The organism is Streptomyces sp. NBC_01017, from assembly GCF_045162795.1.
In the GTDB taxonomy this organism is placed as follows: domain Bacteria; phylum Actinomycetota; class Actinomycetes; order Streptomycetales; family Streptomycetaceae; genus Streptomyces; species Streptomyces machairae.
In genome coordinates, this window is sequence record NZ_CP108683.1 from 1,465,439 (window position 1) to 1,489,404 (window position 23,966).

General features: G+C 71.2%; 20 protein-coding genes. 8 read left to right on the plus strand and 12 right to left on the minus strand.

All coding sequences use genetic code 11. The features are described from left to right. Positions 1 to 6: 6 nt before the first annotated feature. Positions 7 to 501, minus strand: coding sequence for a gluconokinase (locus tag OG331_RS07105; protein WP_406209794.1), 495 nt, complete (start codon positions 499 to 501; stop codon positions 7 to 9). Positions 502 to 641: 140 nt separating this feature from the next. Beyond that, a complete protein-coding gene (locus OG331_RS07110; RefSeq protein WP_406192908.1) occupies positions 642 to 1,217 on the minus strand; it encodes a GAP family protein in 576 nt (191 codons plus the stop codon). Positions 1,218 to 1,583: 366 nt separating this feature from the next. On the opposite strand from OG331_RS07110, the gene OG331_RS07115 reads away from it, so the two are divergent. The 3 genes from OG331_RS07115 (at position 1,584) to OG331_RS07125 (ending at position 5,873) form a co-directional block, all read left to right on the plus strand. Further along, a complete protein-coding gene (locus OG331_RS07115; protein ID WP_406192911.1) occupies positions 1,584 to 2,582 on the plus strand; it encodes a YhjD/YihY/BrkB family envelope integrity protein in 999 nt (332 codons plus the stop codon). A gap of 64 nt (positions 2,583 to 2,646) precedes the next feature. Continuing rightward, a complete protein-coding gene (locus OG331_RS07120; RefSeq protein WP_406192914.1) occupies positions 2,647 to 4,761 on the plus strand; it encodes a SpoIIE family protein phosphatase in 2,115 nt (704 codons plus the stop codon). Between the two features lie 125 nt (positions 4,762 to 4,886). Further along, complete coding sequence (locus OG331_RS07125) at positions 4,887 to 5,873, plus strand: Ku protein (protein WP_406192917.1); 987 nt, start codon at positions 4,887 to 4,889, stop codon at positions 5,871 to 5,873. 49 nt (positions 5,874 to 5,922) lie between these two features. Here the strand turns inward: OG331_RS07125 and OG331_RS07130 are convergent, their stop codons facing one another. Continuing rightward, positions 5,923 to 6,138 carry a hypothetical protein gene (locus OG331_RS07130; RefSeq protein WP_406192920.1) on the minus strand — a complete coding sequence of 72 codons (216 nt, stop codon included), beginning with the start codon at positions 6,136 to 6,138 and terminating at the stop codon, positions 5,923 to 5,925. A gap of 56 nt (positions 6,139 to 6,194) precedes the next feature. Further along, positions 6,195 to 6,668, minus strand: a complete 474-nt coding sequence (locus OG331_RS07135; RefSeq protein ID WP_406192923.1) for a DUF6194 family protein — start codon at positions 6,666 to 6,668, stop codon at positions 6,195 to 6,197. 63 nt (positions 6,669 to 6,731) lie between these two features. Here OG331_RS07135 and OG331_RS07140 point away from each other — a divergent pair, with 63 nt between their 5' ends. Together OG331_RS07140 and OG331_RS07145 are read left to right on the plus strand one after the other, a co-directional pair. Further along, a complete protein-coding gene (locus tag OG331_RS07140) occupies positions 6,732 to 7,502 on the plus strand; it encodes a MerR family transcriptional regulator (protein ID WP_406192926.1) in 771 nt (256 codons plus the stop codon). Beyond that, a complete protein-coding gene (locus OG331_RS07145) occupies positions 7,499 to 8,335 on the plus strand; it encodes an alpha/beta fold hydrolase (RefSeq protein WP_406192929.1) in 837 nt (278 codons plus the stop codon). The genes OG331_RS07140 and OG331_RS07145 overlap by 4 nt, the downstream gene beginning before the upstream one ends. A 105-nt stretch (positions 8,336 to 8,440) precedes the next feature. On the opposite strand, the gene OG331_RS07150 is transcribed toward OG331_RS07145, so the two are convergent. Beyond that, a complete protein-coding gene (locus OG331_RS07150) occupies positions 8,441 to 11,815 on the minus strand; it encodes a pyruvate carboxylase (RefSeq protein ID WP_406192932.1) in 3,375 nt (1,124 codons plus the stop codon). A 255-nt stretch (positions 11,816 to 12,070) separates the two neighbouring features. On the opposite strand from OG331_RS07150, the gene OG331_RS07155 reads away from it, so the two are divergent. Continuing rightward, on the plus strand, positions 12,071 to 14,146 hold the full coding sequence (locus tag OG331_RS07155) for a SpoIIE family protein phosphatase (RefSeq protein ID WP_406192935.1): 2,076 nt from the start codon (positions 12,071 to 12,073) through the stop codon (positions 14,144 to 14,146). Between the two features lie 150 nt (positions 14,147 to 14,296). After that, positions 14,297 to 16,744 carry a SpoIIE family protein phosphatase gene (locus OG331_RS07160; protein WP_406192938.1) on the plus strand — a complete coding sequence of 816 codons (2,448 nt, stop codon included), beginning with the start codon at positions 14,297 to 14,299 and terminating at the stop codon, positions 16,742 to 16,744. 42 nt (positions 16,745 to 16,786) lie between these two features. Here OG331_RS07160 and OG331_RS07165 read toward each other — a convergent pair whose 3' ends face one another. Then, entirely contained in the window at positions 16,787 to 17,308 is a 522-nt protein-coding gene (locus OG331_RS07165; protein ID WP_406192941.1) for a PadR family transcriptional regulator, read from the minus strand. A gap of 85 nt (positions 17,309 to 17,393) precedes the next feature. Between OG331_RS07165 and OG331_RS07170 the strand changes: the two genes are divergently transcribed. Then, on the plus strand, positions 17,394 to 18,833 hold the full coding sequence (locus tag OG331_RS07170) for a carotenoid oxygenase family protein (RefSeq protein ID WP_406192944.1): 1,440 nt from the start codon (positions 17,394 to 17,396) through the stop codon (positions 18,831 to 18,833). Positions 18,834 to 18,860: 27 nt separating this feature from the next. On the opposite strand, the gene OG331_RS07175 is transcribed toward OG331_RS07170, so the two are convergent. From OG331_RS07175 to OG331_RS07200, 6 genes are all read right to left on the minus strand, one after another. Continuing rightward, positions 18,861 to 19,196 carry a cytochrome b gene (locus tag OG331_RS07175; protein ID WP_406192947.1) on the minus strand — a complete coding sequence of 112 codons (336 nt, stop codon included), beginning with the start codon at positions 19,194 to 19,196 and terminating at the stop codon, positions 18,861 to 18,863. A 100-nt stretch (positions 19,197 to 19,296) separates the two neighbouring features. Beyond that, positions 19,297 to 20,091, minus strand: coding sequence for an SDR family NAD(P)-dependent oxidoreductase (locus tag OG331_RS07180; RefSeq protein ID WP_406192950.1), 795 nt, complete (start codon positions 20,089 to 20,091; stop codon positions 19,297 to 19,299). 101 nt (positions 20,092 to 20,192) lie between these two features. Further along, positions 20,193 to 21,404 (minus strand): acyl-CoA dehydrogenase family protein, encoded by a 1,212-nt coding sequence (locus OG331_RS07185; RefSeq protein WP_406192953.1) that lies wholly within the window; start codon positions 21,402 to 21,404, stop codon positions 20,193 to 20,195. After that, complete coding sequence (locus OG331_RS07190) at positions 21,401 to 22,357, minus strand: 3-hydroxyacyl-CoA dehydrogenase NAD-binding domain-containing protein (protein WP_406192956.1); 957 nt, start codon at positions 22,355 to 22,357, stop codon at positions 21,401 to 21,403. Before OG331_RS07190 ends, OG331_RS07185 begins: the two co-directional genes overlap by 4 nt. Before the next feature lie 32 nt (positions 22,358 to 22,389). Next, the gene (locus OG331_RS07195; RefSeq protein WP_406192959.1) at positions 22,390 to 23,145 is read right to left on the minus strand and encodes an acetoacetate decarboxylase; all 756 of its coding nucleotides are present in this window, start codon (positions 23,143 to 23,145) and stop codon (positions 22,390 to 22,392) included. A 32-nt stretch (positions 23,146 to 23,177) separates the two neighbouring features. Then, complete coding sequence (locus OG331_RS07200; protein ID WP_406192962.1) at positions 23,178 to 23,951, minus strand: crotonase/enoyl-CoA hydratase family protein; 774 nt, start codon at positions 23,949 to 23,951, stop codon at positions 23,178 to 23,180. Between the last annotated feature and the right edge of the window lie 15 nt (positions 23,952 to 23,966).

Here is a 23,966-nt window from a genome sequence, read left to right on the forward strand (position 1 = left end):
CGCCCGCTATCCGTCCGGCTCGGCCACCGCTCGCAGCGCCGCTGCCACGACCTGCTCCCGGGGTGCGCCGGCGTCGACGGTGACGCCCGGCTCGTCGTCCTGCAGCGGCTCCAGGATCGCGAACTGGGAGTCCAGCAGCCCCGGCGGCATGAAGTGCCCCTTCCTGCCGGCGATCCGCTCCGCCGCCAGCCGATGATCGAGGGCCAGGTGGATGAAGCACACGTGCGCGCCCTCGCCCGCGCTCCGCAACTCGTCCCGGTAGCGGCGCTTGAGTGAGGAACACGCGACCACGCCACCACCCCCGTGGGACACGGCCGACCGGATCCACTGGGAGAGGGCCGACAGCCAGGGCCGGCGATCGGCGTCGTCGAGGGGGTGCCCGGCGGCCATCTTGGCGATCTCGGCCGCGGAGTGCAGTTCGTCGCCCTCCAGGAAGGGCACGCCGAGCTGCTGGGCCAGGCGAGGGCCGACGGTGGACTTCCCGGACGCCGACACGCCCATGACGATCACGACCCGGGGGCCGTCGACCTTCGCGGTCAAGCTCCCTCCCTGAGGTGATGGTGGAGCGCTCCGGTACGCCCACTATCGCCCCGGACCGGGCGGTCCGCCGCGCGAGTGGTCCTTCCGGGACGTCCGGGACATCAACTCGCCGGCTCGTAGACGCTCTTTCCCGTCAGCCACAGGCCGATCGTGATGCTGCCGAGCACGATGGCCTGGTGTGCGTGGTCCGCCATCCAGGTGCGCAGGCTCAGCAGTCGGCGATGGGCCGATGCCGGTTTCAGTACGACGTACAGCTCGACGGCAAGCAGGCCGACGGTCGCGACGATGCAGAACGCGATCAGCTCCACCCATGTCGTGCCGTGGGAGGTGTCGGCCTCCACCACGGTCACGGCGCCCGCCGCGACGAGTCCCCACGGCTGGAGGAGGACGGCCAGCGCCGCCGCCGGCCAGATCGCGCCGCGGTCCATCCGGGTGGCGAGGAAGGAGGACGACTTGCCGCGCGACGGCGAGGCTCCGGCGTCGTCGGGCGTCGCCTCCGATGCGCGGTCGTGGCCGGGTCGTCGGTGCCTGTGCCGGTGGAGGCCGTACCCGATCAGCGACACCCCGATCAGGAGCCTGGCCGCGAGGTTCGCCGTGGACGGAGGCGACCTGGGAGCCGGGGGCTGCCCTCCGGTCAGCGTCAGGACCAGCGCGATCACCGCGATGAAACACGCCATCCAGCCCGCGATGAAGGCGACCCCTGTCCGTACCCCCTGCCGGATGCCACCACCAGCACGAACGCCATGAGCGGAAGGGGGTCGAGCGTGATGGCGAGGGCGATGAGCAGCAGGTCCACGACCATGGGTGATCCCATCAGGCGCCGTACGGCACGAGCGTAGGCATGGCCGTGATCCGCCGCATCTCTTGGCCGGCGCCCCCGGCGTCCGCGTACCCGCCCCTTGGCGGGCGACGGAATGCCGTGGCCCGCTCGGTCGCGCAATCTGGAGACCGGGAAGGAGCGGCGCGATGGAGACTTCCGCACGGGTGGCGTCGGCAGCAGGGGGCCGGACACCATGCCCGGGCTCCCCGCGCGCCGGTGACTGATGCCGCGCGGCGGCGAGGGCGAGGACTCCGGCGAACCGCAGAGTCGGCCCGGGGCGGACCGTGCCGCCCGCGCAACCCGCCCGGCCGGCGGCCCCCGGCGGATCCGCTCGCTGCTGCACGCGTCCTGGTGGCGTGGCCGTACCAGGGAACTGACTGCCTGGCTGAAGGCAGTCCACGCGCGGGTGGAGACCCGCTTCCCGGTGGTCACGGGGCTCGTGGACCGCATGGTGTCGGTGAGCATCTTCGACTCCGCCACCCGCATCGCGGCGCAGTGCTTCCTGACTGCCGTTCCCCTGGTGTTCGTGCTGAGTGCGTACGCGCCGGCGGCGGTGCAGGAACAGGTCACCTCGGCGGTCAGTGCCGTCTTCGGTCTGAACGGGCAGGCGAAGGATCAGTTGGAGCAGGCGTTCCAGCCCCCGACCGACGATCTGCGCCAGGCGACCGGCGTGGTGGGCGCACTGATGGTGCTGCTGTCGGCCACCGCGGTCAGTCGCGCGTTGCAGCGCCTGTGCAGACGGGCCTGGCTGCTGCCCCGGTCAGGGGCGAAGGTCGCTCCGTGGCGGTGGCTGGCGTGGATCGTCCTGTGGCTCGGCGCACTGGTCGTGCAGGGGCTGCTGCACAACGGGTTCGGCCTGGGGCTGGGGCTGGGAATCCCGGTCATCCTGGCCATCGAGACAGCCCTGTGGTGGTGGACCCAGCACCTTCTGCTCGGCGGCAGCATCCGCTGGTCGCCCCTGTTGCCGGGGGCGGTCATCACGGCGATCGCGGTCAGCGCGTTGGCCGTGACCGCGCACTTCTACATGCCACGGGCGCTCAACCGGGCACTGGCGGAATACGGTTCCGCGGGCCCGGTCTTCGTCCTGCTGTCCTGGCTGATCATCGTGTGCGTGGCCGTCGCCGTCGGCCTCAGCGTGGGGGCCGTGCTGTCCCAGGAGCCGTTTCTGCGGCGCCGCCTCGGAACGCTGACGTCGCCGCCCGGCACGGTCCAGGACACCTGATCCACATGCCGTCACGCCAGGTCGGGCTTAGCGTTCTGAACATGGGCGTTGGGTGGTGCGCCGCATGAGCGGGTCCGGTGAGCAGCCGGAGGTGGCTGATCCGCTCGGTGAGGCCTTGGCGGCGGCTGTGCGTCGCACCGGTGCCAGGTCCGGCGGTGTCTACCTGCTGGACCCGGCCGAGACCGCCATGTGTCTGCTCGCGCTGTGCGGTCTCCCGGTCGATGCCTTCGCACCGTGGTGGCGGATGTCGTTCGCCATCCGCGGCCCGGCCCAGGATGCGATTCGCCACGAGCAACTCGTCTGGGTGAGTTCCCTGGAGGCGCTGGCCCGCGCGTACCCGCGCGCCGCGGCGACCATCCCTTACCAGGTCGCCTTCGCGATCGTCCCGCTGAAACAGATCCGGCACTGCCGGGGTGCGCTGCTGCTGATCTGGGCCCCGGACCGGTCCCCCCGCCTCAGCCGCCGCGAGCGCGGCCGGATCGCCGTCAGCGCGCGCCGTATCGCCCGCGTTCTGGACGCGGAGGCCTCCGCTCCGGTCATTCCGGACCGGCCGCGCTTCGTCCATCCGCACCGTGCAGAGCCGAGGCCCCAGTCCGAGCTCGCGGCGGCCGACCTCGTGGAGCGCCTTCCCCTCGGCACTCTCGCGCTTGACCTGGGCGGACGCATCACCTACGTGAACACCGCAGCCGCCCGTCTGCTGGGCAGACCGGCGAAGCAACTGCTGGGAACCGAGCCTTGGCAAGCACTTCCGTGGCTCGACAACATCGCGTACATGGACGCGTACCGCACTGCCATGAGCAGCCGGGAGCACCTCGCCCTCACCGTCCTGCGCCCACCGGACCAGTGGCTGGACCTGCGCCTGCACACGGACGACAGCGGCACCAGCATCCTCATCACCCCCGACCAGTCGTCCAAGCCCCTCGGCACCCAGCCGGCCTCCCCCGCCAGCACTCCGCCGGCGAGCCGGATCCATCTGCTGATGGCCCTGACAGCGGCACTCACGGAGGCCGTCGGTGTCCAGGACGTCGTCGACCTGATCGCCGACCAGATCCTGCCTGCCTTCGGCGCCCACGGCATGATCATGTCGGCCGCGGACGCCGGCCGTATCCAGATCATCGGTTCCCGTGGCTACGACCCCGCTCTCATCGAGCAGTTCGACGGACTGCCCACGGACGCCGACCTGACGCCGGCCGGACGCGCCCTGGCCACCGGTGCGTCCCTGTTCTTCGCCAACCGCGGCGAACTCGCCCGCCTCTACCCGAGGGCACCGCAGATCAGCGACAAGCACGCCTGGGCCTTCCTGCCGCTGCTCAGTTCCGGTCGCCCCATCGGCTGCCTGCTCCTCGCCTACAACCGGCCCCACACCTTCACCGCCGCCGAACGGTCCATCCTCACGCCCCTCGCCGGTCTCATCGCCCAGGCCCTGGACCGTGCGCGCCTCTACGACGCCAAGCACAACCTCGCCCACGCCCTGCAGCAGACCCTCCTGCCGCACGCTCTGCCGACCGTGGCCGGTCTGGAGGTCGCCGCCCGCTACCTTCCCGCCAGCCAGGGTGTGAACATCGGCGGCGACTTCTACGACCTCATCCGTCTGACCAACACCACCGCCGCGGCCGTCATCGGAGACGTGCAGGGCCATGACATGACGGCAGCGGCCCTCATGGGCCAGGTCCGCATGGCCGTGCACTCCCATGCCACGGCCGGCGCCGCCCCGGACCAGGTCCTCACCCGCACCGACCGCGACCTCGCCGACCTAAACGCCAGCCGCTTCGTCTCCTGCCTGTACGCCCACCTCGACCTCGCCCGCCACCAGGTGACCCTGGCCAGCGCGGGGCACCCTCCGCCGCTCCTGCGCCACCCCGACAACCGGGCCCATCCCGTCGACGTCCGCCCCGGCCCTCCACTCGGCCTCGGCTTCGGCACCCCCTCCTACCCGCTCACCACCCTGCCCCTGGGCCCGGAGACGCTCCTCGCCCTCTACACCGACGGCCTCGTGGAAGTCCCCGGCACCGACATCACCCAGACCATCGCCGACCTCGCACAGCACCTCAGCGAGTCGAGCGATCTGCCCCTGCACCAACTCGTGGACCGCCTGGTCCGCCACACCCGCCGCACCAACCGTCACACCGACGACATCGCGCTGCTCCTGCTTCAGCCCAACCGGCTGGCGGACACGTGAGGACGCTCTCGATCCGCTCTCCGTATCCGCTCTCCGCGCGCGGGGCGGGGTGCGGGGTGCGAGCGTGGAGGTGAGGCACGGCCCCCACCGGGCCGTCGGTTGCACGCGGGACGGAGCGGGACGGCATGGCTCGTGCGATCTGGACAGGGGTGATCACGTTCGGGCTGGCCAGCGTGCCGGTCGGCCTGTACACCGCGACCGAGGACCACACCGTCCACTTCCACCAGTTGCAGCGCGGCACCGCGGACCGGATCCGCAACCGGCGGGTCAACGAGCGCACCGGCAAGGAAGTGGACAGCAAGGACATCGTCAAGGCCTTCGAGGCCGCCGAGGGCGAGTACATCGTCATCGACCCCGACGAGCTGGACGAGATCGCGCCGGGCCGCTCGAAGGCCATCGAGATCTCGGACTTCGTCGACCTGGCCGACATGGAGCCCGTGTACTTCGCCCGCACGTACTACGTCGCCCCGCGCGGCAAGGAACACCTGAAGGTGTACGAGCTGCTGCGCGCGGCGCTGGCCGAGGCGGACAAGGCGGGGATCGCGACCTTCGTGATGCGCGGCAGGCAGTACCTGACGGCGCTGCGCGCGGCCGACCAGGTCCTTGTCCTGCAGACCCTGCACTGGGCCGACGAGGTCCGCGACCCGGGCAGGGAACTGCCCGAGCTGCCCTCCGGCCGAGCCGGGCGCGGCAAGGAGCTGGACATGGCGTTGCAGCTGGTCGACGCGCTGAGCGCCGAATGGGAGCCGGCCCGCTACCACGACACCTACCAGGAGAAGGTGCGCGAGCTGGTCAAGGCGAAGGCCGAGGGCAGGGACATCGCCCTCGCCGAGGAGGCCCCCGAGGCGACCAACGTCGTCGACCTGATGGATGTCCTCCAGCACAGCCTCGACCAGGCCCGCTCCCCCGGGGGTGGCGCTACGGAAGAGCGCAAGAAGAAGTCGGCCGCCGACCGTCCCGCGCAGAAGAGCGAGCTGCGGCGGATGAGCAAGGCGGAGCTCTACCAGCAGGCCTCCGACCAGGACGTCCCGGGCCGCTCGAAGATGACCCGTGACCAGCTGATCGACGCCCTAGCCCGGGCGGGGCGCCGAGGGAGGAAGAAGGCCGCCTGACTGACCGAGGAGCCCGTGCAGGCGCGGCTGTGGTCGTGGTCGTCCCCGCTCAGTGCCCCCACTCGTCCGGGCCGCCGCCCCGCCATTCGATGAGCCCGGACTGCCGTACGTATTCGGGATCAGCGTCCTCGATCCCCGCCAGGCTCAGGAAATCGGCCACGTCCAGGAGCCCGTACGCCATGCCCAGGAAACGGGTGTCCGCACGCACCCGCCGGCCGCCGTCCTCGGCGGGCGGATAGATGACGATGGGCTGCGCACTTGCCATAGCACCAGGGTGCGATGCGGTGCGCTCGGGCGCATGCGGGGCGGGCGCGGCCGGACTCACGGAGCCGATGCGGTGCGTCGCTCATGGCGGGACCGTGCCAAGTGATGGGCCGCACGCAGCAGCTCACGGGTTGCCGCTGCCGTGCGCGGGCCCGGGTTCACGACCGCCAGCCAGCCGAGGGTGCCGTAGACGGGGTGCGCGATCACGGTGTCGGCGGCGCTGGGATCGTCCTCGCGGGTGGCCGGCTCGCGGGGCGCGTGACCGGTCCATCGGACGAACGCTTCCTTCCCGGCGTTGACGTTCACGCGGAAGGTGTCCGCCCGGTCCAGACGGGAGGCCTCGTCGCCGGGGTAGTTCTTGGTCACGATCGTCGCGAACGGCTGGGTCGTTGTCGGGGGCACCCGATCGGGCGCGTAGAAGAAGAACGTGTCGCCCCAGCTGATCTCCGGTGTGCCGTCGCCGGGTGCCGGCCTGAAAGTCAGCACGCCGTCGAGTCCGTCCACGAAGCTGATGATCTCGTCCATGGTCATGTGCTCTAGCGTTGCATTGAAGTGCTTGTGGAGACTTTGAGGCGGAGACGGAGGACTTTTGGGGTGGCAAGTCTCAAATCAGGTGTTCTGCGCACCGCCGATGTCGCGCGGCGCTGCGGGTACTCCGTTCAACAGGTGCGCAATCTCGAGCGCGACGGTGTCCTTCCGCCGGCGACCCGCACCGCCACGGGCTACCGGATCTACGGGGACCCGCATCTGCAGTCGGCGCTGGCCTACCGTGCCCTCGCAGCTGGCGTGGGACCGACCGAGGCCAAGAGGATCGTGCGGGCCGTCCACCACTCCCCCGCCTCGCAGGCACTGGCCCTGCTCGACGCGGCCCACGCCCGACTCGACACGGAGCGCACGGAACTGAGGCTCGCCCAGGAGGCGGCCCGGGCCATCGCCGGTGAACCCATCGAGGACGTACGGGCGTCGGACTCGATGAGCGTTTCCGACCTCGCCGCCGCTCTCGGCGTACGAACTTCGACGCTGCGGCACTGGGATGCGGAGGAACTCGTCGTCCCGAACCGCGACCCCGCGCGTGGAACACGCCGGTACACACCCGCCCAGGTCCGGGATGCGCGGATCGTGCACCAGCTGCGCCAGGCCGGTCACCGCATCGCACCCCTGCGGGCCCTCATGCCGGAGCTGCGACGGGCCCGCCGATCGGAGGACGTCACCTCCGCGCTGGCCGCCAGGGAGGCCGGCATCGCCACGCGCTCCAGAGCGCTGCTCGACGGAGCCGTCGCGCTCAGTGCCGTCCTCACAATGGTTGAGGCTTCGGCAGACACGGCCGACTTCGGCAGACACGACCGAGAGGACCAGCACCCGTGAGTGAATGGCAGCTGACCGAGACATTCCGCAGCACGTCGGGCGACATCCGCTGGGGCGGTCTCGGGCAACCCGGCCAGGATCCGGTCGTCCTCCTCCACGGCACACCCTTCTCGTCGTACGTCTGGCGCGCCGTCGCCCGTGCGCTCGCCCGTCGCCACCAGGTGTTCGTGTGGGACATGCCCGGCTACGGGGAATCACAGATGTCAGCCGACCAGGACGTCTCCCTGGCAACCCAGGGCAGGGTCTTCACCGAGCTCCTGGCGCACTGGAACCTCGAAGAACCTCTGGTGGTCGCGCACGACTTCGGCGGAGCCGTGTCCCTGCGGGCACACCTGCTGCACGGAGCCCGCTACCGCGCGCTCGCCCTGGTCGACCCGGTGGCGCTGGCCCCGTGGGGCTCCCCGTTCTTCCGCCTCGTCGGCGAGCACTCCGACGTCTTCGACCAACTGCCGCCCGCTCTGCACCGCGCACTGGTGCGCGAGTACATCAGCTCGGCCAGCAGCCCCGGCCTGCACCCTGCCGTCCTCGACCGGCTCGCCCTGCCCTGGCTCGGCGAGGTCGGCCAACCGGCCTTCTACCGGCAGATCGCCCAGGCCGACCAGCGCTACACCGACGAAGTCCAGGAGCGCTACGGCGAGATCGGCATCCCGACCCTGGTCTGCTGGGGCGAGGACGACACCTGGATTCCCCTGGCGAAGGGCCACGAGCTGGCCGCCCGGATCCCCGGCGCGCGGCTGGAGCCGATCGTCGGCGCAGGCCACCTGGTCCAGGAGGACGCGCCTGCCGAACTCACGGCCGTGCTCATGGCTTTCCTCCAGGAACAGACAGGCTGACACCGTTCAAGAACAGACGGGCTGACGCCGTTCCAGCGGCGGGGGCACGGCCCGGCGGAGAAGTCCGCGAGACCGTGCCCCTGCGCCACCGCCCCTGGAGGCCGCTCAGGCGAGTTCGACGAGGAGGTCGCCGCCCTCGACCTGCTGGATGGGATTGATGGCGAGCCTGGCCACCTTGCCGGACTTGGCGGCGGTGATCGAGGCCTCCATCTTCATGGCCTCGATGGTGGCCACCGTGTCGCCGGCCGTCACCTCGTCACCTTCGGCGACCGTGAGGGTCACCACGCCGGCGAACGGTGCCGCGACATGGCCGGGGTTGGCACGGTCGGCCTTCTCCGTGACCGGGGCGTCGGAGGCCGCCGCCCTGTCGCGGACCTGGATCGGCCGCAGTTGGCCGTTCAGGGTGGACATCACGGTGCGCATGCCGCGCTCGTCCGCGTCGCCGACGGCCTGCAGCTCGATCAGCAGCCGGACACCGCGTTCGAGGTCGACGGAGTACTCCTTGCCGGGGCGCAACCCGTAGAAGAAGTCCTTGCTGTCGAGGACGCTGGTGTCGCCGTACGTGTCGCGGTGCGTGTCGAACTCGCGGGTCGGGCCCGGGAACAGCAACCGGTTCAGCGTCGACCGCCGGTCCTTCGCCAGTCCCTCGCGGTCGTCGGCGTTCAGCTCCTGGACCGGCTTGGCCTCGGCGCGGCCCTGCAACGCCTTCGTGCGGAACGGCTCGGGCCAGCCGCCGGGCGGGGTGCCCAGCTCGCCGCGCAGGAACCCGATGACGGAGTCGGGGATGTCGAACCTGGCCGGCTCCGCCTCGAAGTCCTTCGGGGACACGCCCGCGCCCACGAGGTGCAGGGCCAGGTCGCCGACCACCTTCGACGACGGGGTGACCTTCACCAGGTGGCCGAGCATCCGGTCGGCGGCGCCGTACATCGCCTCGATCTCCTCGAAGCGGTCGCCCAGGCCCAGCGCGACCGCCTGGGTGCGCAGGTTGGAGAGCTGCCCGCCGGGGATCTCGTGGTGGTAGACGCGGCCGGTCGGCGAGGCCAGACCCGCCTCGAAGGGGGCGTAGACCTTGCGGACGCTCTCCCAGTACGGCTCCAGGTCGCCGACGGCCTGGAGGTCGAGGCCGGTGGGCCGGTCGGAGTGGTCGGTCGCGGCCACGATCGCCGACAGGGACGGCTGGGAGGTGGTGCCCGCCATGGACGCCACCGCGCCGTCCACCGCGTCCGCGCCGGCCTGGATGGCGGCGAGGTAGGTGGCGAGTTGCCCGCCGGCGGTGTCATGGGTGTGGACGTGGACGGGCAGGTCGAACTCCCTGCGCAGGGCCGACACCAGCGTCGCCGCGGCCGGGGCACGCAGCAGGCCCGCCATGTCCTTGACGGCCAGGACGTGCGCGCCCGCCTCGACGATCTGCTCGGCCAGACGCAGGTAGTAGTCCAGGGTGTACAGGCGCTCCGACGGGTCGGACAGGTCGGAGGTGTAGCACAGGGCCACCTCGGCGACGGCCGTCCCGGTGTCCCGTACGGCGTCGATGGCGGGCCGCATCTGGGCGACGTCGTTGAGGGCGTCGAAGATGCGGAAGATGTCGATGCCGGTGGCTGCGGCCTCGTGGACGAAGGCGTCGGTCACCTCGGTGGGATACGGCGTGTAGCCCACGGTGTTGCGGCCGCGCAGCAGCATCTGCAGGCAGATGTTCGGCGCGGCTTCCCGCAGGGCCGCCAGGCGCTCCCACGGGTCCTCGGCCAGGAAGCGCAGGGCGACGTCGTAGGTCGCGCCGCCCCAGCACTCCAGGGACAGCAGCTGGGGCAGGGTGCGGGCCACCACGGGAGCGACGGCGAGCATGTCCTTGGTGCGCACGCGCGTGGCGAGCAGCGACTGGTGGGCGTCGCGGAACGTGGTGTCGGTGACGCCGATGGTCGGGGACGCGCGCAGCCAGCGGGCGAAGCCCTCCGGGCCGAGTTCGGCGAGCCGCTGCCGGGACCCGGCCGGCGGATCACCGGCCGGCAGCTCGGGCAGCTTGGTCAACGGCTCCAGCAGGTCGGGCCGTTCGCCGTGCGGCTTGTTCACGGTGACGTCGGCCAGGTAGGTCAGCAGCTTGGTGCCGCGGTCGGCGGAGTGCCGGGCGGTGAGCAGGTGCGGGCGCTGCTCGATGAACGACGTGGTGACCCGGCCCGCCTGGAAGTCGGCGTCGTCCAGCACCGCTTGCAGGAACGGGATGTTGGTGGCCACGCCGCGGATGCGGAACTCGGCCACGGCGCGCCGGGCACGGCCCACCGCGGTGTTGAAGTCCCGGCCCCGGCAGGTGAGTTTGACCAGCATGGAGTCGAAGTGGGCGCTGATGTCCGTACCGGCGTGGGTGGTGCCGCCGTCGAGGCGGATGCCCGAGCCGCCCGGCGAGCGGTAGGCACTGATGCGTCCGGTGTCCGGACGGAAGCCGTTGGCGGGGTCCTCGGTGGTGATACGGCACTGCAGCGCGGCACCGCGCAGCGTGACGGTCTCCTGGGCGAGGCCGAGGTCGGTGAGGGTCTCGCCGGCGGCGATGCGCAGCTGCGACTGCACCAGGTCGACGTCGGTGACCTCCTCGGTCACGGTGTGCTCGACCTGGATGCGCGGGTTCATCTCGATGAAGACGTGGTTGCCTTCGCGGTCGAGGAGGAACTCCACGGTGCCGGCGTTGCGGTAGCCGATCTGCCGCGCGAACCGCACGGCGTCGGCGCAGATCCGGTCACGCAGCTCCGGGTCGAGGTTCGGCGCGGGCGCCAGCTCGATCACCTTCTGGTGGCGGCGCTGCACCGAGCAGTCCCGCTCGAACAGGTGGATGACGTTGCCCTGCCCGTCGGCGAGGATCTGCACCTCGATGTGACGGGGCTCGACGACCGCCTTCTCCAGGAAGACCGTGGGATCACCGAACGCGGACGCCGCCTCGCGGGACGCCGCCTCGATGGACTCCCGCAACTGGGCGGGGCTCTCGACGCGGCGCATGCCCCGGCCGCCGCCACCCGCGACCGCCTTGACGAACACGGGGAAGCCGACGTCGTCGGCCGCGCGGACCAGTTCGTCCACGTCGTTGGAGGGCGCGGACGAGCCGAGCACGGGTACGCCGGCCTCGCGGGCGGCGGCCACCGCGCGGGCCTTGTTCCCGGTCAGTTCCAGGATGTCCGCGCTCGGTCCGACGAAGGTGATGCCCGCTTCCTCGCAGGCCCGGGCGAGATCAGGGTTCTCGGACAGGAATCCGTACCCCGGGTACACGGCGTCCGCTCCCGCACGGCGTGCCGCCCGGACGATCTCCTCGACGGAGAGATACGCCCGTACCGGGTGTCCGGGCTGGCCGATCTCGTAGGCCTCGTCGGCCTTGAGCCGGTGCAGGGAGTTGCGGTCCTCGTGCGGGAAGACGGCGACGGTGCGCGCGCCCAGCTCATAGCCTGCGCGGAACGCACGAATCGCGATCTCCCCGCGGTTGGCGACCAGCACCTTGCGGAACATTCTTGATCCCTTCAGCCTTGCGGTGACGGAGCACCCATGGTGTCGGCGGCGCCTCTCTCACGCCATGTGAGCCGGGCCACTCTCGATCTCCACCCTCACCTGCCCAGGTTCAGCAATCTGTCACAACGCACCGACGACCCCTGAGCGGCCGGACGGGCCTACGCTGTCCTTGAGCCTTCTGTGGTCAAGGGTGGCGTCGGTCCGTCGCGGCCCCCGGGTCGCGGTGGGCCGGTGCCGGGTGAGCGAGGTGCCCCTATGACCAGCGCCAGTCCCCACGGTGCGCATGCGCACGAAGCGGTCGGTGAAACCCCCGACCGGCGCATGTCCGCGGTGGGACATCCAGGGGTGTTCCAGGATCTGCTGCCGCTGGCCCTGTGGGTCGCCGATGCCGAGGGACGCATGGCGCAGTGGTCGCTCGCCGCCCACGACCTGCTCGGTCACACCCCGGAGCAGGTGGTGGGCAAGGACGTCAACCGTGTGCTCGTACCCGAGGAGAACCGCGACCTGGCCGAGCGGCTCACCCGGACCGTGCAGGGGGGCGCAGCGGTCGTCGCACGGCTGCCGGTCCGGCATCGGGACGGGCATCTGGTCGATATGGACATGTGGATCTGCCCGATCGCGGACGGGCGGCGGACGGGCGTGATGGCCATCGCGGCGGAGACCACCGCTGTGGAGCAGATGCGCGATGCGCTGGCGGCTCTGGAGGGGCTGTTCACCCAGTCCCCGATCGGCTTGGCCATGCTCGGTTCCGACCTGCGTTTCCTCCGGGTGAACCAGGCGCTGGCCCGTGTGGACGGCGTACCGGTGGCGGAGCACGTCGGCAGGCGCGTGAGCGAGGTCGCCCCCGGCACCGAGGCGCTGGAGTCGGTGATGCGGCAGGTCCTGGACCGGGGTGAGGCGGTGGTGGACTACCGCTACTCCGCTGTCAGCACGACGCAGCCGGAACTGCTGCGGACGTGGTCCTGCTCCTACGCGCCCTTGCTCGATGGCGCCGGCCGGCGGATCGGACTGATCGCTTCGGTGATCGACGTCACGGAGGGACAGCGCGCCCACCTGGAGGCGGAGCGGGCGCGGCGGCGGCTCGCGCTGCTGGCGGAGGCGGGCACGCAGATGGGTTCCACGCTGGATCTGCGGCAGACGGCGCAGGAGGTGGTCCGCGTGCTGGTGCCCCGGCTGGCCGACTCCGCCGACGTGCAGTTGCTGGAGGAGGCTGTGGCCCCGGACGAGACCGCGGCATCGGCGCACGGTGTGGTGCGCCGCGCCGCGGCGTCCTTCACCGATCCGGCCGCGCCGGCCGACGAACTCGCCGTCGGCATGACCCAGCAGGTCCCGCAGGGCTCGGTGTACGAGCAGGTCATCACGGCGGGCCGGCCCATGAACCTGTCCCGGTCCGACATCGGCCCCATGATCATCGCCCCGGGCGCCGACCGGCTGCGCTCCTACCTGCACACCCATGTGGGCGCGGCGCGCCTGATCCCGCTGGTGGCCCGCGGCAGCGTGCTCGGCGCGGTCATCGTCACCCGGACCCGGCATCGCGGGAGGTTCGACGATCAGGACACGCTGCTGATCGACGAACTGGTCGCCCGGGCGGCGCTGAACATCGACAACGCGCGCATGTACAGCCGGGAGCGGGACGCGGCCCTCACCCTCCAGCGCAGCCTGATGAACCCCGTCCTGCCTCCCGTCGAAGGGCTGGAACTCGCCGGGCGTTATCTGCCGGCCGGTGACCACGAGGTCGGCGGCGACTGGTTCGACGCCATCGCCCTGTCGGACGACCGGACCGCCCTGGTGATCGGGGACGTGATGGGGCACGGCATCCACGCGGCGGCGGTCATGGGGCAGCTGCGCACGGCGGTACGGACCCTGGCCCGCCGGGAGCCCGCGCCCGACCAGGTGCTGCCCGCCCTGGACGCCGTGGTGGCGGATCTGGGCGAGAACGAGATGGCCACGTGCCTGTACGCCGTTCACGATCCGCGGACCGGCCGGTGTCTGATCGCCAGGGCGGGTCACCCGCCGCCCGTGGTCGCCGACGAGCGCGGAACGGTCACCTTTCTGGACTGCCCGGCGGGCCCGCCCCTCGGCGTCGGCCGAATGGACTGCGAGGTCCAGCAGGTGGTCCTCCCTGCGCACGGGCTTCTGGTGATGTACACCGACGGTCTGATCGAGACCCGCGGCACGGACCTCGACCAGGGCATGCGCCGGCTGGCACAGGCACTGCGCCGGCCGGGCCGCCCGCTGGCGAAGATCTGCGACGGCGTCCTGGCCCACGTCATGCCCGAGGGCGCCGACGACGACGTGGCGGTTCTCCTGGCTCGGGCGCTGCCGCGGTGACCTTGCCCGCCGGACCGTAAGGAGCAGCTTCCGAGGCACGGTTTGCCCGTACACCCGATACTGGGACTGAGCCGCTGCCAGGCATGCCGAACGGTAGGAGCGCCCCGGGGCCGCAGCACGGCCCCGCGAACGGCGCGGGACGGGTGGGCGATGCACGACACATCCCCGACGACGCTCAGCGAGAGCCCGGAGGATCCGTTCTCGATCCACCAGTCCGCCTCCGCCGCTGTGGACCGGAGGGGTCGGATCGTCGCCTGGAGCGAGCAGGCCACCAAGCTGCTCGGGTACCGGGCCGACGAGGTGCTGGGCCGGCCGGTCCGCGAGGTCCTGGTCGACAGCGGGGACGAGCCCTTGGCCGCCGAGGTGACTCACGCCTGTCTGCGGGAGGGCGGCTGGTATGGGCTGCTGCCGGTTCGGCACCGCGCAGGCCGGCGCGTGTACGTGGGGTTCAGGGCCCGGTGTGTGCAACGACTGGACTCCAGCGTGGAGTGGTTTCTCGTCGGCTCGCGTGCCGAGGACGTCATCCAGTGGGAGATCGACAGGGGTGTGCTGGACGGCCTCTTCAGCCGGTCCCCCGTGGGTGTCGTGGTTCTCGGGCCGGACCTGCGCGTGCTGCGGATGAACCGGGCGGTCGCAAGGTTCGGCGGACTGCCGCCGGAGGCGTACCGCGGGCGACGCGCGGGCGAGTTCCTCCTCGGTGCGGACGCGGAGCTCGCCGAGGAGAAGCTGCGGTCGGTCCTGGAGACGGGCAGGCCCGTGATCTTCGCCGAGCAACCGGCGCGGCTGCTGAACGACACCCGTAGGGAACTGTTCATCTCCATCTCCGCCTTCCGGATGCAGGACCCGTCCGGAAAGGTGCTGGGCGTCACCGAGATCGTCGAGGACGTCACCGACCGGCATCGCGCCCGTCGCCGGCTCGCGCTGCTCAACGAGGCCGGCGCCAGGATCGGCAGCACCCTGGATGTGGCCACGACGGCACGTGAGCTGGCGGAGTCGGCGGTTCCCGAACTCGCCGACGCTCTCTCGGTGGATCTGCTGGAGCCCGTGACCCGTGGGGAGGAACCGGCGCCCGACGCCAGGGGCCCGCTGCGCAGGATGGCGGCGCACAGCATCCAGCCCGAGGTTCGGCAGGTGATGTATCCCGTCGGCAAACTGTTCTCCTTCCCGGAGGACACGGCACCGTCACGTTGCCTGGCCGAACGGCGTCCGGTCCTCGAGCCCCTCGTGGAGGGCAATCGCGGATGGTTCACCGCCGAGCCGGAACGGACCGCGAAGGCACTCGCGATGGGTGTCCACTCCCTGATGGTGGTGCCGCTGACCGCGCGCGGTGTCATCCTCGGCCTGGTCTGCCTGTGGCGCTCCCAGCGGCCGGAGCCCTTCGAGGAGGACGACCTCACCCTGGCGGAGGAGTTCGCCGCCAGAGCCGCGGTCTGCATCGACAACGCCCGCCGCTACACCCAGCAGCACCAGGCCGCGGAAGCCCTCCAGCGCAGCCTGCTGCCGAGTGAGGTGCCCGAGCACCCGGCGGTCGAGACCGCCCACCGCTATCTGCCCGCGCAGGCCTCGGCCGGGGTCGGCGGCGACTGGTTCGACGTCATCCCGCTGTCGGGCCTGCGCGTCGCGCTGGTCGTCGGCGACGTGGTCGGCCATGGCATGCACGCCTCGGCGACCATGGGCCGGCTGCGCGCCTCTGTGCGCACCTTGGCACACCTCGACCTGGCTCCGGACGAAGTCCTCGCCCGGCTCGACGACCTGGTGGACCAGCTGGCCACCGAACAGCAGCAGATCGATGCGAACATGCCCCAGATCCTGGGCGCGACATGCCTGTACGCGATCTACGACCCCGTCTCCCGGCACTGCGCCATGGCCCGCGCCGGGCACCCGCCGCCGACCGTGCTGGGGCCGGACGGCGAGGTCCGCCCGATCGACCTCCCCGCCGGACCACCCCTCGGCCTCGGCGGGCTGCCGTTCGAGACGGCCGAGGTCGAACTGGACGAGGGCAGCCTGATCGCTCTGTACAGCGACGGTCTCCTCCTGGCCGACTCCCGCGACATCGACCAGGGCCTGGACCTGCTGCGCACCGTGCTGTCCGGTCCGGCCCAGTCGCTGGAGCACACGTGCAAGGCGGTGGAGGACGCGATGCTGCCCGACCGGTCCGCCGACGACGTCACGCTGCTGCTGGGCCGGACCCGGGTGCTGGCATTGGAGCAGGTGGCCACCTGGGAGCTGTCGGCCGAGGCCACCGCTGCCGCGCGGGCCCGGGCACTGGTGACGGACCGGCTGACCGAGTGGGGGCTGGAGGAGTACGCGTTCACCACCGAGCTCATCGTGAGCGAGCTGGTCACGAACGCCTACCGCTATGCCGGCGGCCCGGTCGTGCTCCGGCTGATCCGTGACGGCCAGCTGATCTGCGAGGTCTCCGACAGCAGCAGCACCTCGCCGCACCTGCGGCAGGCCAGCAGCACCGACGAGGGCGGCCGCGGCCTGTTCCTGGTGGCCCAGCTGGCCGAACGGTGGGGCACGCGCTACGGCCGCAACAGCAAGACCATCTGGGCCGAGCAGCCGCTGCCCGAGCCCTACGAGGAGACGGATACCTGACCTGCCACGACGGGCGACCGGCAGCGCGGGACGCGCTGCGGCTCAGGTCTCGGCGAGGATCCCGGGCAGCTCGTCCATCCACTCCAGGACTGCTTGCTCGTAGCGCAGCCCGAAGGCGAGGGTCGCCCGCTGATACGCGTCGAGTCCGCCGGCCGCGACGCGCTCGCGGTAGCCGGCCAGCCGGCTCTCGTGCAGGGCACGGTGCTCGGCGACGAACTCCAGCAGCCGCTCCCGCTCCACCGCCGAACCGAACGCGATGGTGAGCAGCAGCGGGTAGCGGATCTGCTCGGTGCCCGGCGGGCGGGTGACCCACTCGGCGAACGCCGTACGGCCTTCGTCGGTGAGCCGGTAGGGCTGCCGTGCCCGCGGCCCGGCCGGTCCGGCACGCACCAGGCCGCGGTCCGCCAGCGTCGCCAGCTCCCGGTACACCTGACTGCGGGTCAGGGTCCAGAAGTCGCCGATCAGTTTCTCGGCGAGCTTCACCAGTTCATAGCCGCTGGCCTCGCCCGCGTGCAGGAATCCCAGCAGCGAAGCCGCGGAGGCGTTGAGCTCGGTACCGGGCATGAGCCTTCCCTTGACATTCCACTGTGGACTGTGTTGGCCTTGATGGCAAACACAATAGTCCACTATGGACTGTGGGGTGATCCGCATGAACACGGAGAAGGGGTACGCGGCCGGGTTCCGCACCCTTGACACCGAGGTCAGCGACCGGAAACTGCCCGTGGAGGGCACCTTGCCGACCTGGCTGCGCGGCAGTCTGCTGCGCAACGGACCGGCACGCTTCGAGGCCGGGAGCGGTGCCGCCGGCAGGGCGTTCCGGCACTGGTTCGACGGCCAGGCCATGCTGCACCGCTTCGCCTTCGCCGACGGCCGGGTCACCTACACGAACAGGTTCGTCGACACACCCAGCAGCAGGGCCGCACGCGAGTCGGGCCGGATCGCCTATCCGGAGTTCGCCACCGACCCGTGCCGCTCCCTGTTCGCCCGCTTCTTCAGCGTCTTCTCGCGTCCGGAGGTGGCGAACACCAACGTCAGCGTGGCCCGTTTCGGCGAGCGCTTCGTGGCGCTGACCGAGACACCGCTGCCAATGGAGTTCGACCCCGAGACGCTCGCGACCGCCGGTGTCGTCGGCTACGAGGACGCGCTGAAGGGCCAGCTCACCACCGCCCACCCGCACCAGGACCCCGGCACCGGCGATCTGGTGAACCAGCTGACGCACTTCGCGCGGCGCAGCGAGTACCGCGTCTACCGCCAGCCGACGACGGGCACGAAACGCGAGCTGATCGGCCGCCACCCGGTCACCAGGCCCGGGTACATGCACAGCTTCGCGATCACCGGCCGGTACGTCGTCCTGGCCGAGTTCCCGCTCACCGTGAACCCGCTCAGCCTGATCCTCGGCGGCAGGCCGTTCATCGAGAACTACCGCTGGGATCCCGAGCGAGGCACCCGCTTCATCGTCTTCGACCAGCGCGAGGGCGGCGTGCGCGGGGTGTACGAGACGACGGCGTGCTTCGCCTTCCATCACATCAACGCCTGGGAGGACGAGGACCGCGACGGTGACCTGGTGCTCGATCTGTGCGCCTATTCCGACGCCTCGGTGATCGACGCGCTGTACCTGGACCGGCTGCGGGCCGGCGGGGGCGTTCCGGTCTCGTATCCCACCCGCTTCCGCATCGGTCTGCGCACCGGACGCGTCGGGACGGAGCGGCTGGCGGAGGAGTCCATGGAGCTGCCGCGCATCGCCTACGAGCGGCACAACGGCCGCGCCTACCGGTACGCGTACGGCGTGAGTTCCCTCGACGGCCGCGAGGACGACTTCATCAACCAGCTCGTCAAAGTCGACACCCGGACGGGGGCGACCCGGACCTGGCACGAGGAGGGCTGTTACCCCGGCGAGCCGGTCTTCGTCCCCGCCCCGGACGCGGTCGACGAGGACGACGGCGTGCTGCTGTCCCTGGTCCTCGACTCCGCGAACGGCTCGTCGTCCCTGCTGGTCCTGTCCGCCCGGACGCTGGACGTTCTGGCCCGGGCGCAGGCTCCGCACATCGTGCCGTACGGCTTCCACGGTCTGTTCACCGGCCGCGCCTGACTCCCGGCCGGAGAGCGCGGCCGGGCTTCAGAGCATGCGGCCGCGCAGACGGTCACGGTTGATCAGCCGATGCTTGAGCACCGGTCCGACGTGCACCGCGAGAGCCGCGTAGAGGGCGATCTGGGCCGCGACATGGACGCCGAGCAGGTCGTCGTCGCCGGACAGCACCAGCGCGAGACCGGTGACGGGTACGGCGAACGTGGCCGCGTACAGGGTGGTCTCGGTGCCGTGTGCGAGGCGTCGCTCCCGCGCGGTGAGGGTCGGCGCCCACGGGGGCAGCAGCGTGGCCGGCCGCCAGGCGAGGCGGGCGGCAGGCGAGGCGGGCGGCAGCGAGCAGCAGCGCCGTGGCGCCCAGGACGACATGCACCGTGAGCAGCGCGTCGTCGCCGAAGGGGTCGTAGCCGTCCTCCCCACCTTTGCCACGGCCCCGTCCGCGGCCCGAGCCCTCACCCCGGGCATTGCGCTACGGCAGGATGGAGTCGACGTACCCGCCGTCCACGCGCACCGCGCCGCCGGTGGTGGCCGAGGCCTGGTCCGAGCTGAGGTAGACCGCCATGTTCGCGATCTCCTCCGGTTCGATCAGCCGTTGCAGCAGGCTCTGCGGCCGGTGCTTGCGCATGAACGCTCGCTGCGCCTCGTCCCAGGGCAGGTCCCGGTCGACCAGTTCGTAGACGAAGTCCTCGACGCCGCCCGTGTGGGTGGGCCCGGCGATGACGCAGTTCACCGTGACGCCCGTGCCGGCGGCGTGCTTGGCGAATCCCCGGCTGACCGCGAGCAGCGAGGTCTTGGACATGCCGTAGTGGATCATCTCGGCCGGGGTGACGATCGCCGAGTCACTGGCGATGTACTGCACGCGTCCCCAGCCGCGTTCGGTCATGCCCGGCAGGAACAGCCGTGTCAGCCGTACGGCGGACAGCACGTTCACCTCGAAGTAGCGCCGCCACTCCTCGTCGCTGATCTCCAGGGGGTCGGCCGAGCCGAAGATGCCGAGGTTGTTGACGAGGATGTCCACCTCGGGCAGCGTCTCGGCCACCTGGTCCGCGCCCTCCTGGGTGGTGACGTCCGCCGGCACCGGCACCCACTCGGCGCCGGGAACCTGCTTGGCCAACTCGGCGACGCTCTGCTCCACGCGCTCCTGGCTACGGCCGTTGACGCCGACGCGGGCCCCGGCGCGGGCCAGTCCGGCGGCGATCGCCGCGCCGATGCCCTGGGTGGAACCGGTCACCAGTGCGGTGCGGCCCTTCAGATCGATCTGCATGCCTGGCAGCCCCTTTCACTTACGGATTCGGTGGCTGTGTACCCCGGGACATTAATTGCACACGCGCACTACATGCAACCGCCCACATTGCATGGGCGCAATCAGACGAAGGCGCTCTCGCCTGTGATCGCCTTGCCGACGATGAGGGTGTTCATCTCCCGGGTGCCTTCGAACGAGTAGATCGCCTCGGCGTCGGCGAAGAAGCGGGCGATGTCGTGGTCGAGCACGATGCCGTTGCCGCCGAAGATCTCCCGGCACCAGGCCACGACCTCGCGCATCCGGGAGGTGACGTATGCCTTGGCCAGTGCGGAGTGCTCGTCGCGGAAGACGCCGGCGTCCTGGAGCCGTGCGAGCTGGACCAGCATGCCCCAGCAGGCGGTGATGTTGCCGAGGCTCTTGACCAGCAGATCCTGCACCAGCTGGAACCGTGCGATGGGGCGGCCGAACTGCCTGCGCTGCCTGGCGTGGTCGAGCGCCAGCTCGTAGGCGCCGATCATCACGCCGAGGGCCTGCCAGGCGACCCCGCTGCGGGTGGCGCGGAGGATCTCCGCCACGTCGCGGAAGGAGTTGATCCGCTGCAGCCGGTTGGCCTCCGGCACCTTGACGTCGGTCAGGGTGATCTCGGCGTTCTCGACGATCCGGAACGCGATCTTGTTCTCGATCTTCACCGGGGAGAAGCCCGCAGTGCCCTTCTCCACCACGAAGCCCTTGACCTTGTCGTCCGCCTCGTCGCGGGCCCAGACCACCACCAGGTCGGCGAAGGTCGCGTTGCCTATCCACCGCTTGGCGCCGTTGAGCACCCAGTTCTCGCCGTCCCAGCGGGCCGTGGTGCGCATGCCTCCGGCGACGTCGGAGCCGCCGAGGGGCTCGGTCATGGCGAAGGCGCCGATGGTGTCGAGCGCGGCCATCGCCGGGAGCCAGCGGTCCCGCTGCTCCTGGTCGCCGCCGCGGTGGACGCTGTACATCGCCAGGCCGTTGTGCACACCGAAGAAGGTGGCGCTGGAGGCGTCCGTGCGGGTGTACTCCATCGACAGCATGCCGACCAGCAGGTTGCTCCCGGCCGGGAGCGGGTCGCCGTATCCCTCGTAGGGGACACCCGCGAGGCCCAGCTGACGGAACATGCCGATGAGTTCGCGCGGGAACTCGCCCTTGGCCCAGTACTCGTTGACCAGCGGCCTGACCTCGGAGCGCATGAACGTCCGGGCGCGCAGGAGGAGTTCGCGCTCGTGCGGCGGCAGCAGGGACTCGAAGTCGTAGAAGTCCGCGGTCAACCGCTCGTCGGCGCCGGCCTTCTCGGGCAGCAGGGTGGTCATGAGAGGGTCTCCTTCTTGGTGCCGGTGGTGCTGTTCAGGGCGGAGAGCACGGCGATCTGCTTGGCGTCGCGCTCCTGGCTGAGGTCGGTGTAGGAACGGGAGCCGTAGGCGTCCTCGACCTCCGTGACAAGGTGTTCCGTCTGTTCGGGGGTCTGCTCCGGGCGGCCGAGCGAGTCCCACATCTGCCGCATGGACACCCCGATGTGCTCGGCCATGTGCCGGTAGCCGCCCGGGCCGCCGCCGAGGTGCGCGCCGAGGAACGGCCCTACCGTCGCCCAGCGCAGGCCGAGGGAGTTCACCATGACGGTGTCCAGCTCCGCGGGGCTGACGACGCCCTGTTCGACCAGGTGGATCGCCTCGCGGCTGAGCGCGTTCTGCAGCCGGTTGCCGACGAAGCCGGGGATCTCCTTGCGCTCCACGACCGGGACGCGGCCGACGAAGCGATAGAAGTCCACCGCCCGTGCCACGCTCGCGTCCGAGGTGCGCTGCCCCGGCACCACCTCCACCAGCGGAACCAGGTGCGGCGGGTTGAAGGGGTGGCCGATGAGGATCCGGCCGGCGTCCTCGATGCTGTCGGTGAACGCCGTTGCGGGGATGGCCGAGGACGAGCTGAGCAGCAGCGCGTGTGCGGGGGCGGCTTCGGCCAGGGTGGTGAACAACTCCCGCTTGAAGCCGACGTTCTCCGGCCCGTTCTCCTGGACGACATCGGCGTCGCGCACGGCGTCGGCGAGGTCGACGGCGATGTCCACCCGCTCGGCGAGGCCGTCCACGTCCAGGCCCTGCGCGGCCAGTTGCCCGGCCGCCGCATCAAGTGCCTCGGTGACCGCCTCGGCGAGGTCGGGCCGGGGGTCGGTGATACGTACGCGCAGTCCGTGGCCGGCGAAGAGCGCGGCCCAGGACAGACCGATGGTCCCGGCGCCGACGACCGCGGCGGTGGTGAATGGCTTGGTCATCACATGTCCTTCCGGTGCGTCCGTGGCCGCGTTCACCGCACGGGGCGGCTGGACTCGGCCAGGTAGTCGTGGACGGGCTTGACCGGCGCCAGGGTCAGGTCGGTCAGGAGATGGCCGGCGGAGACGATCTCGCGCACCGGCAGATCGGCGAGCGGTGCCAGCGCGTGCTCGAAGAGCTGCAGCCGTGCGGGGCCCGTCCAGGCGCCTTTCACCGTGATGTCGGTGATCTCGGTGCGCACCAACTGCGCCACCTGGGGCGCCCCGTCGAAGCCGGGGACCAGCTTGAGCATGTAGGTCGGCACACCGATCTGTGCCACGGCCTCGTCGACCGACAGCTCGTGGTGCTTGTAGCCCATCGTCGCGCTCGCCACCCGGAGGGTGCCCACGTCGAGGACGCCGACGAGTGCTCCGTGGTCGACGTACAGGGCGGGTGATCCGGCGGTCTTGGGATAGGCGCCGGCTTCGCGGCCGGAGGTGATGGCCGCAAGGTTGTCCAGGTACATCGCGTGCAGGTACTCGCCCCGCTCGCCTTCGTGGCGGACCGGAATCGCCTGGCCCGCCTCGGTGTAGGGCCCGTACCCGCTGACGTCGCCCATGCGCATGACCTCGAAGCGCACCAACGGCTCGTCGATCTCCAGCGGTTCGGGGACGACGGCGCGCAGGGCCTCGTGGTCGGTGCGGTAGACGATGTTGAGGTACTCGCGGTTGGTGAAGCGCGGTACGACGGGCGGGTAGGCGGGGTTGGCCAGGGGTGTCGCGATGTGCCGTGGCACGTCGTGCTGTTGCATGATGCGGTTCTCTCCCTCGGTTCCTTCGGCCGCTACCGGCCCTGCCAGACCGGGGAGCGGCGCTCGGTGAAGGCGGTCATGCCCTCGCGTACGTCGGCGGAGGCGGCCAGTTGGGCCATGTGCCGCGCCTGTACGGCGAACGCCCAGTCCTCCGAGGCCCCGTCGGCGGCGCGGACGAGCTCCTTGACGGCGGCCAGCGCCAGCGGGGCGTTCTGCGCGATCCGTTCGGCGAGCTGCAGTGCCGCGGCCACGGTTTCCCCGGCCGGCACGACACGGTTGGCGATGCCGAGCCGGCCGGCCCGTTCGCCGGTGACCGGCTCGCCGGTCAGCAGCAGCTCCATGGCCAGGTGGTGAGGGATGCGCTTGGGCAGCCGTATCACTCCGCCGCCGGCCGCGATCAGGCCGCGGCTGACCTCCGGGAGGCCGAAGCGGGCGTCGTCCGCGGCGACGATCAGGTCGCAGCCGAGGGCGAGTTCGAAGCCGCCGCCCATGGCCCAGCCCTCGACGGCGGCGATCAGCGGCTTGGTCGTCGCCGCCTGGGTGAGCCCGCCGAAGCCGCGCCCGGGGATGTCCGGAGATTCACCGGCCAGCGCGGCCTTGAGGTCCATCCCGGCGCTGAACGTGCCGCCCGCACCGGTGAGTACGCCGACGCGCAGGCCGGGGTCCGCCTCCAGCTGGTCGAGGGCCGCGGAGAGTCCGGCGGCGACGGCCGCGTCGACCGCGTTGCGCGCCTTGGGCCGGTCGATGGTGATGAGCAGGGCAGAGCCGATGGTCTCGGTCCGCACCTCGGTGGTGGTGCTGTGCATGGTGGTGGTGTCCTT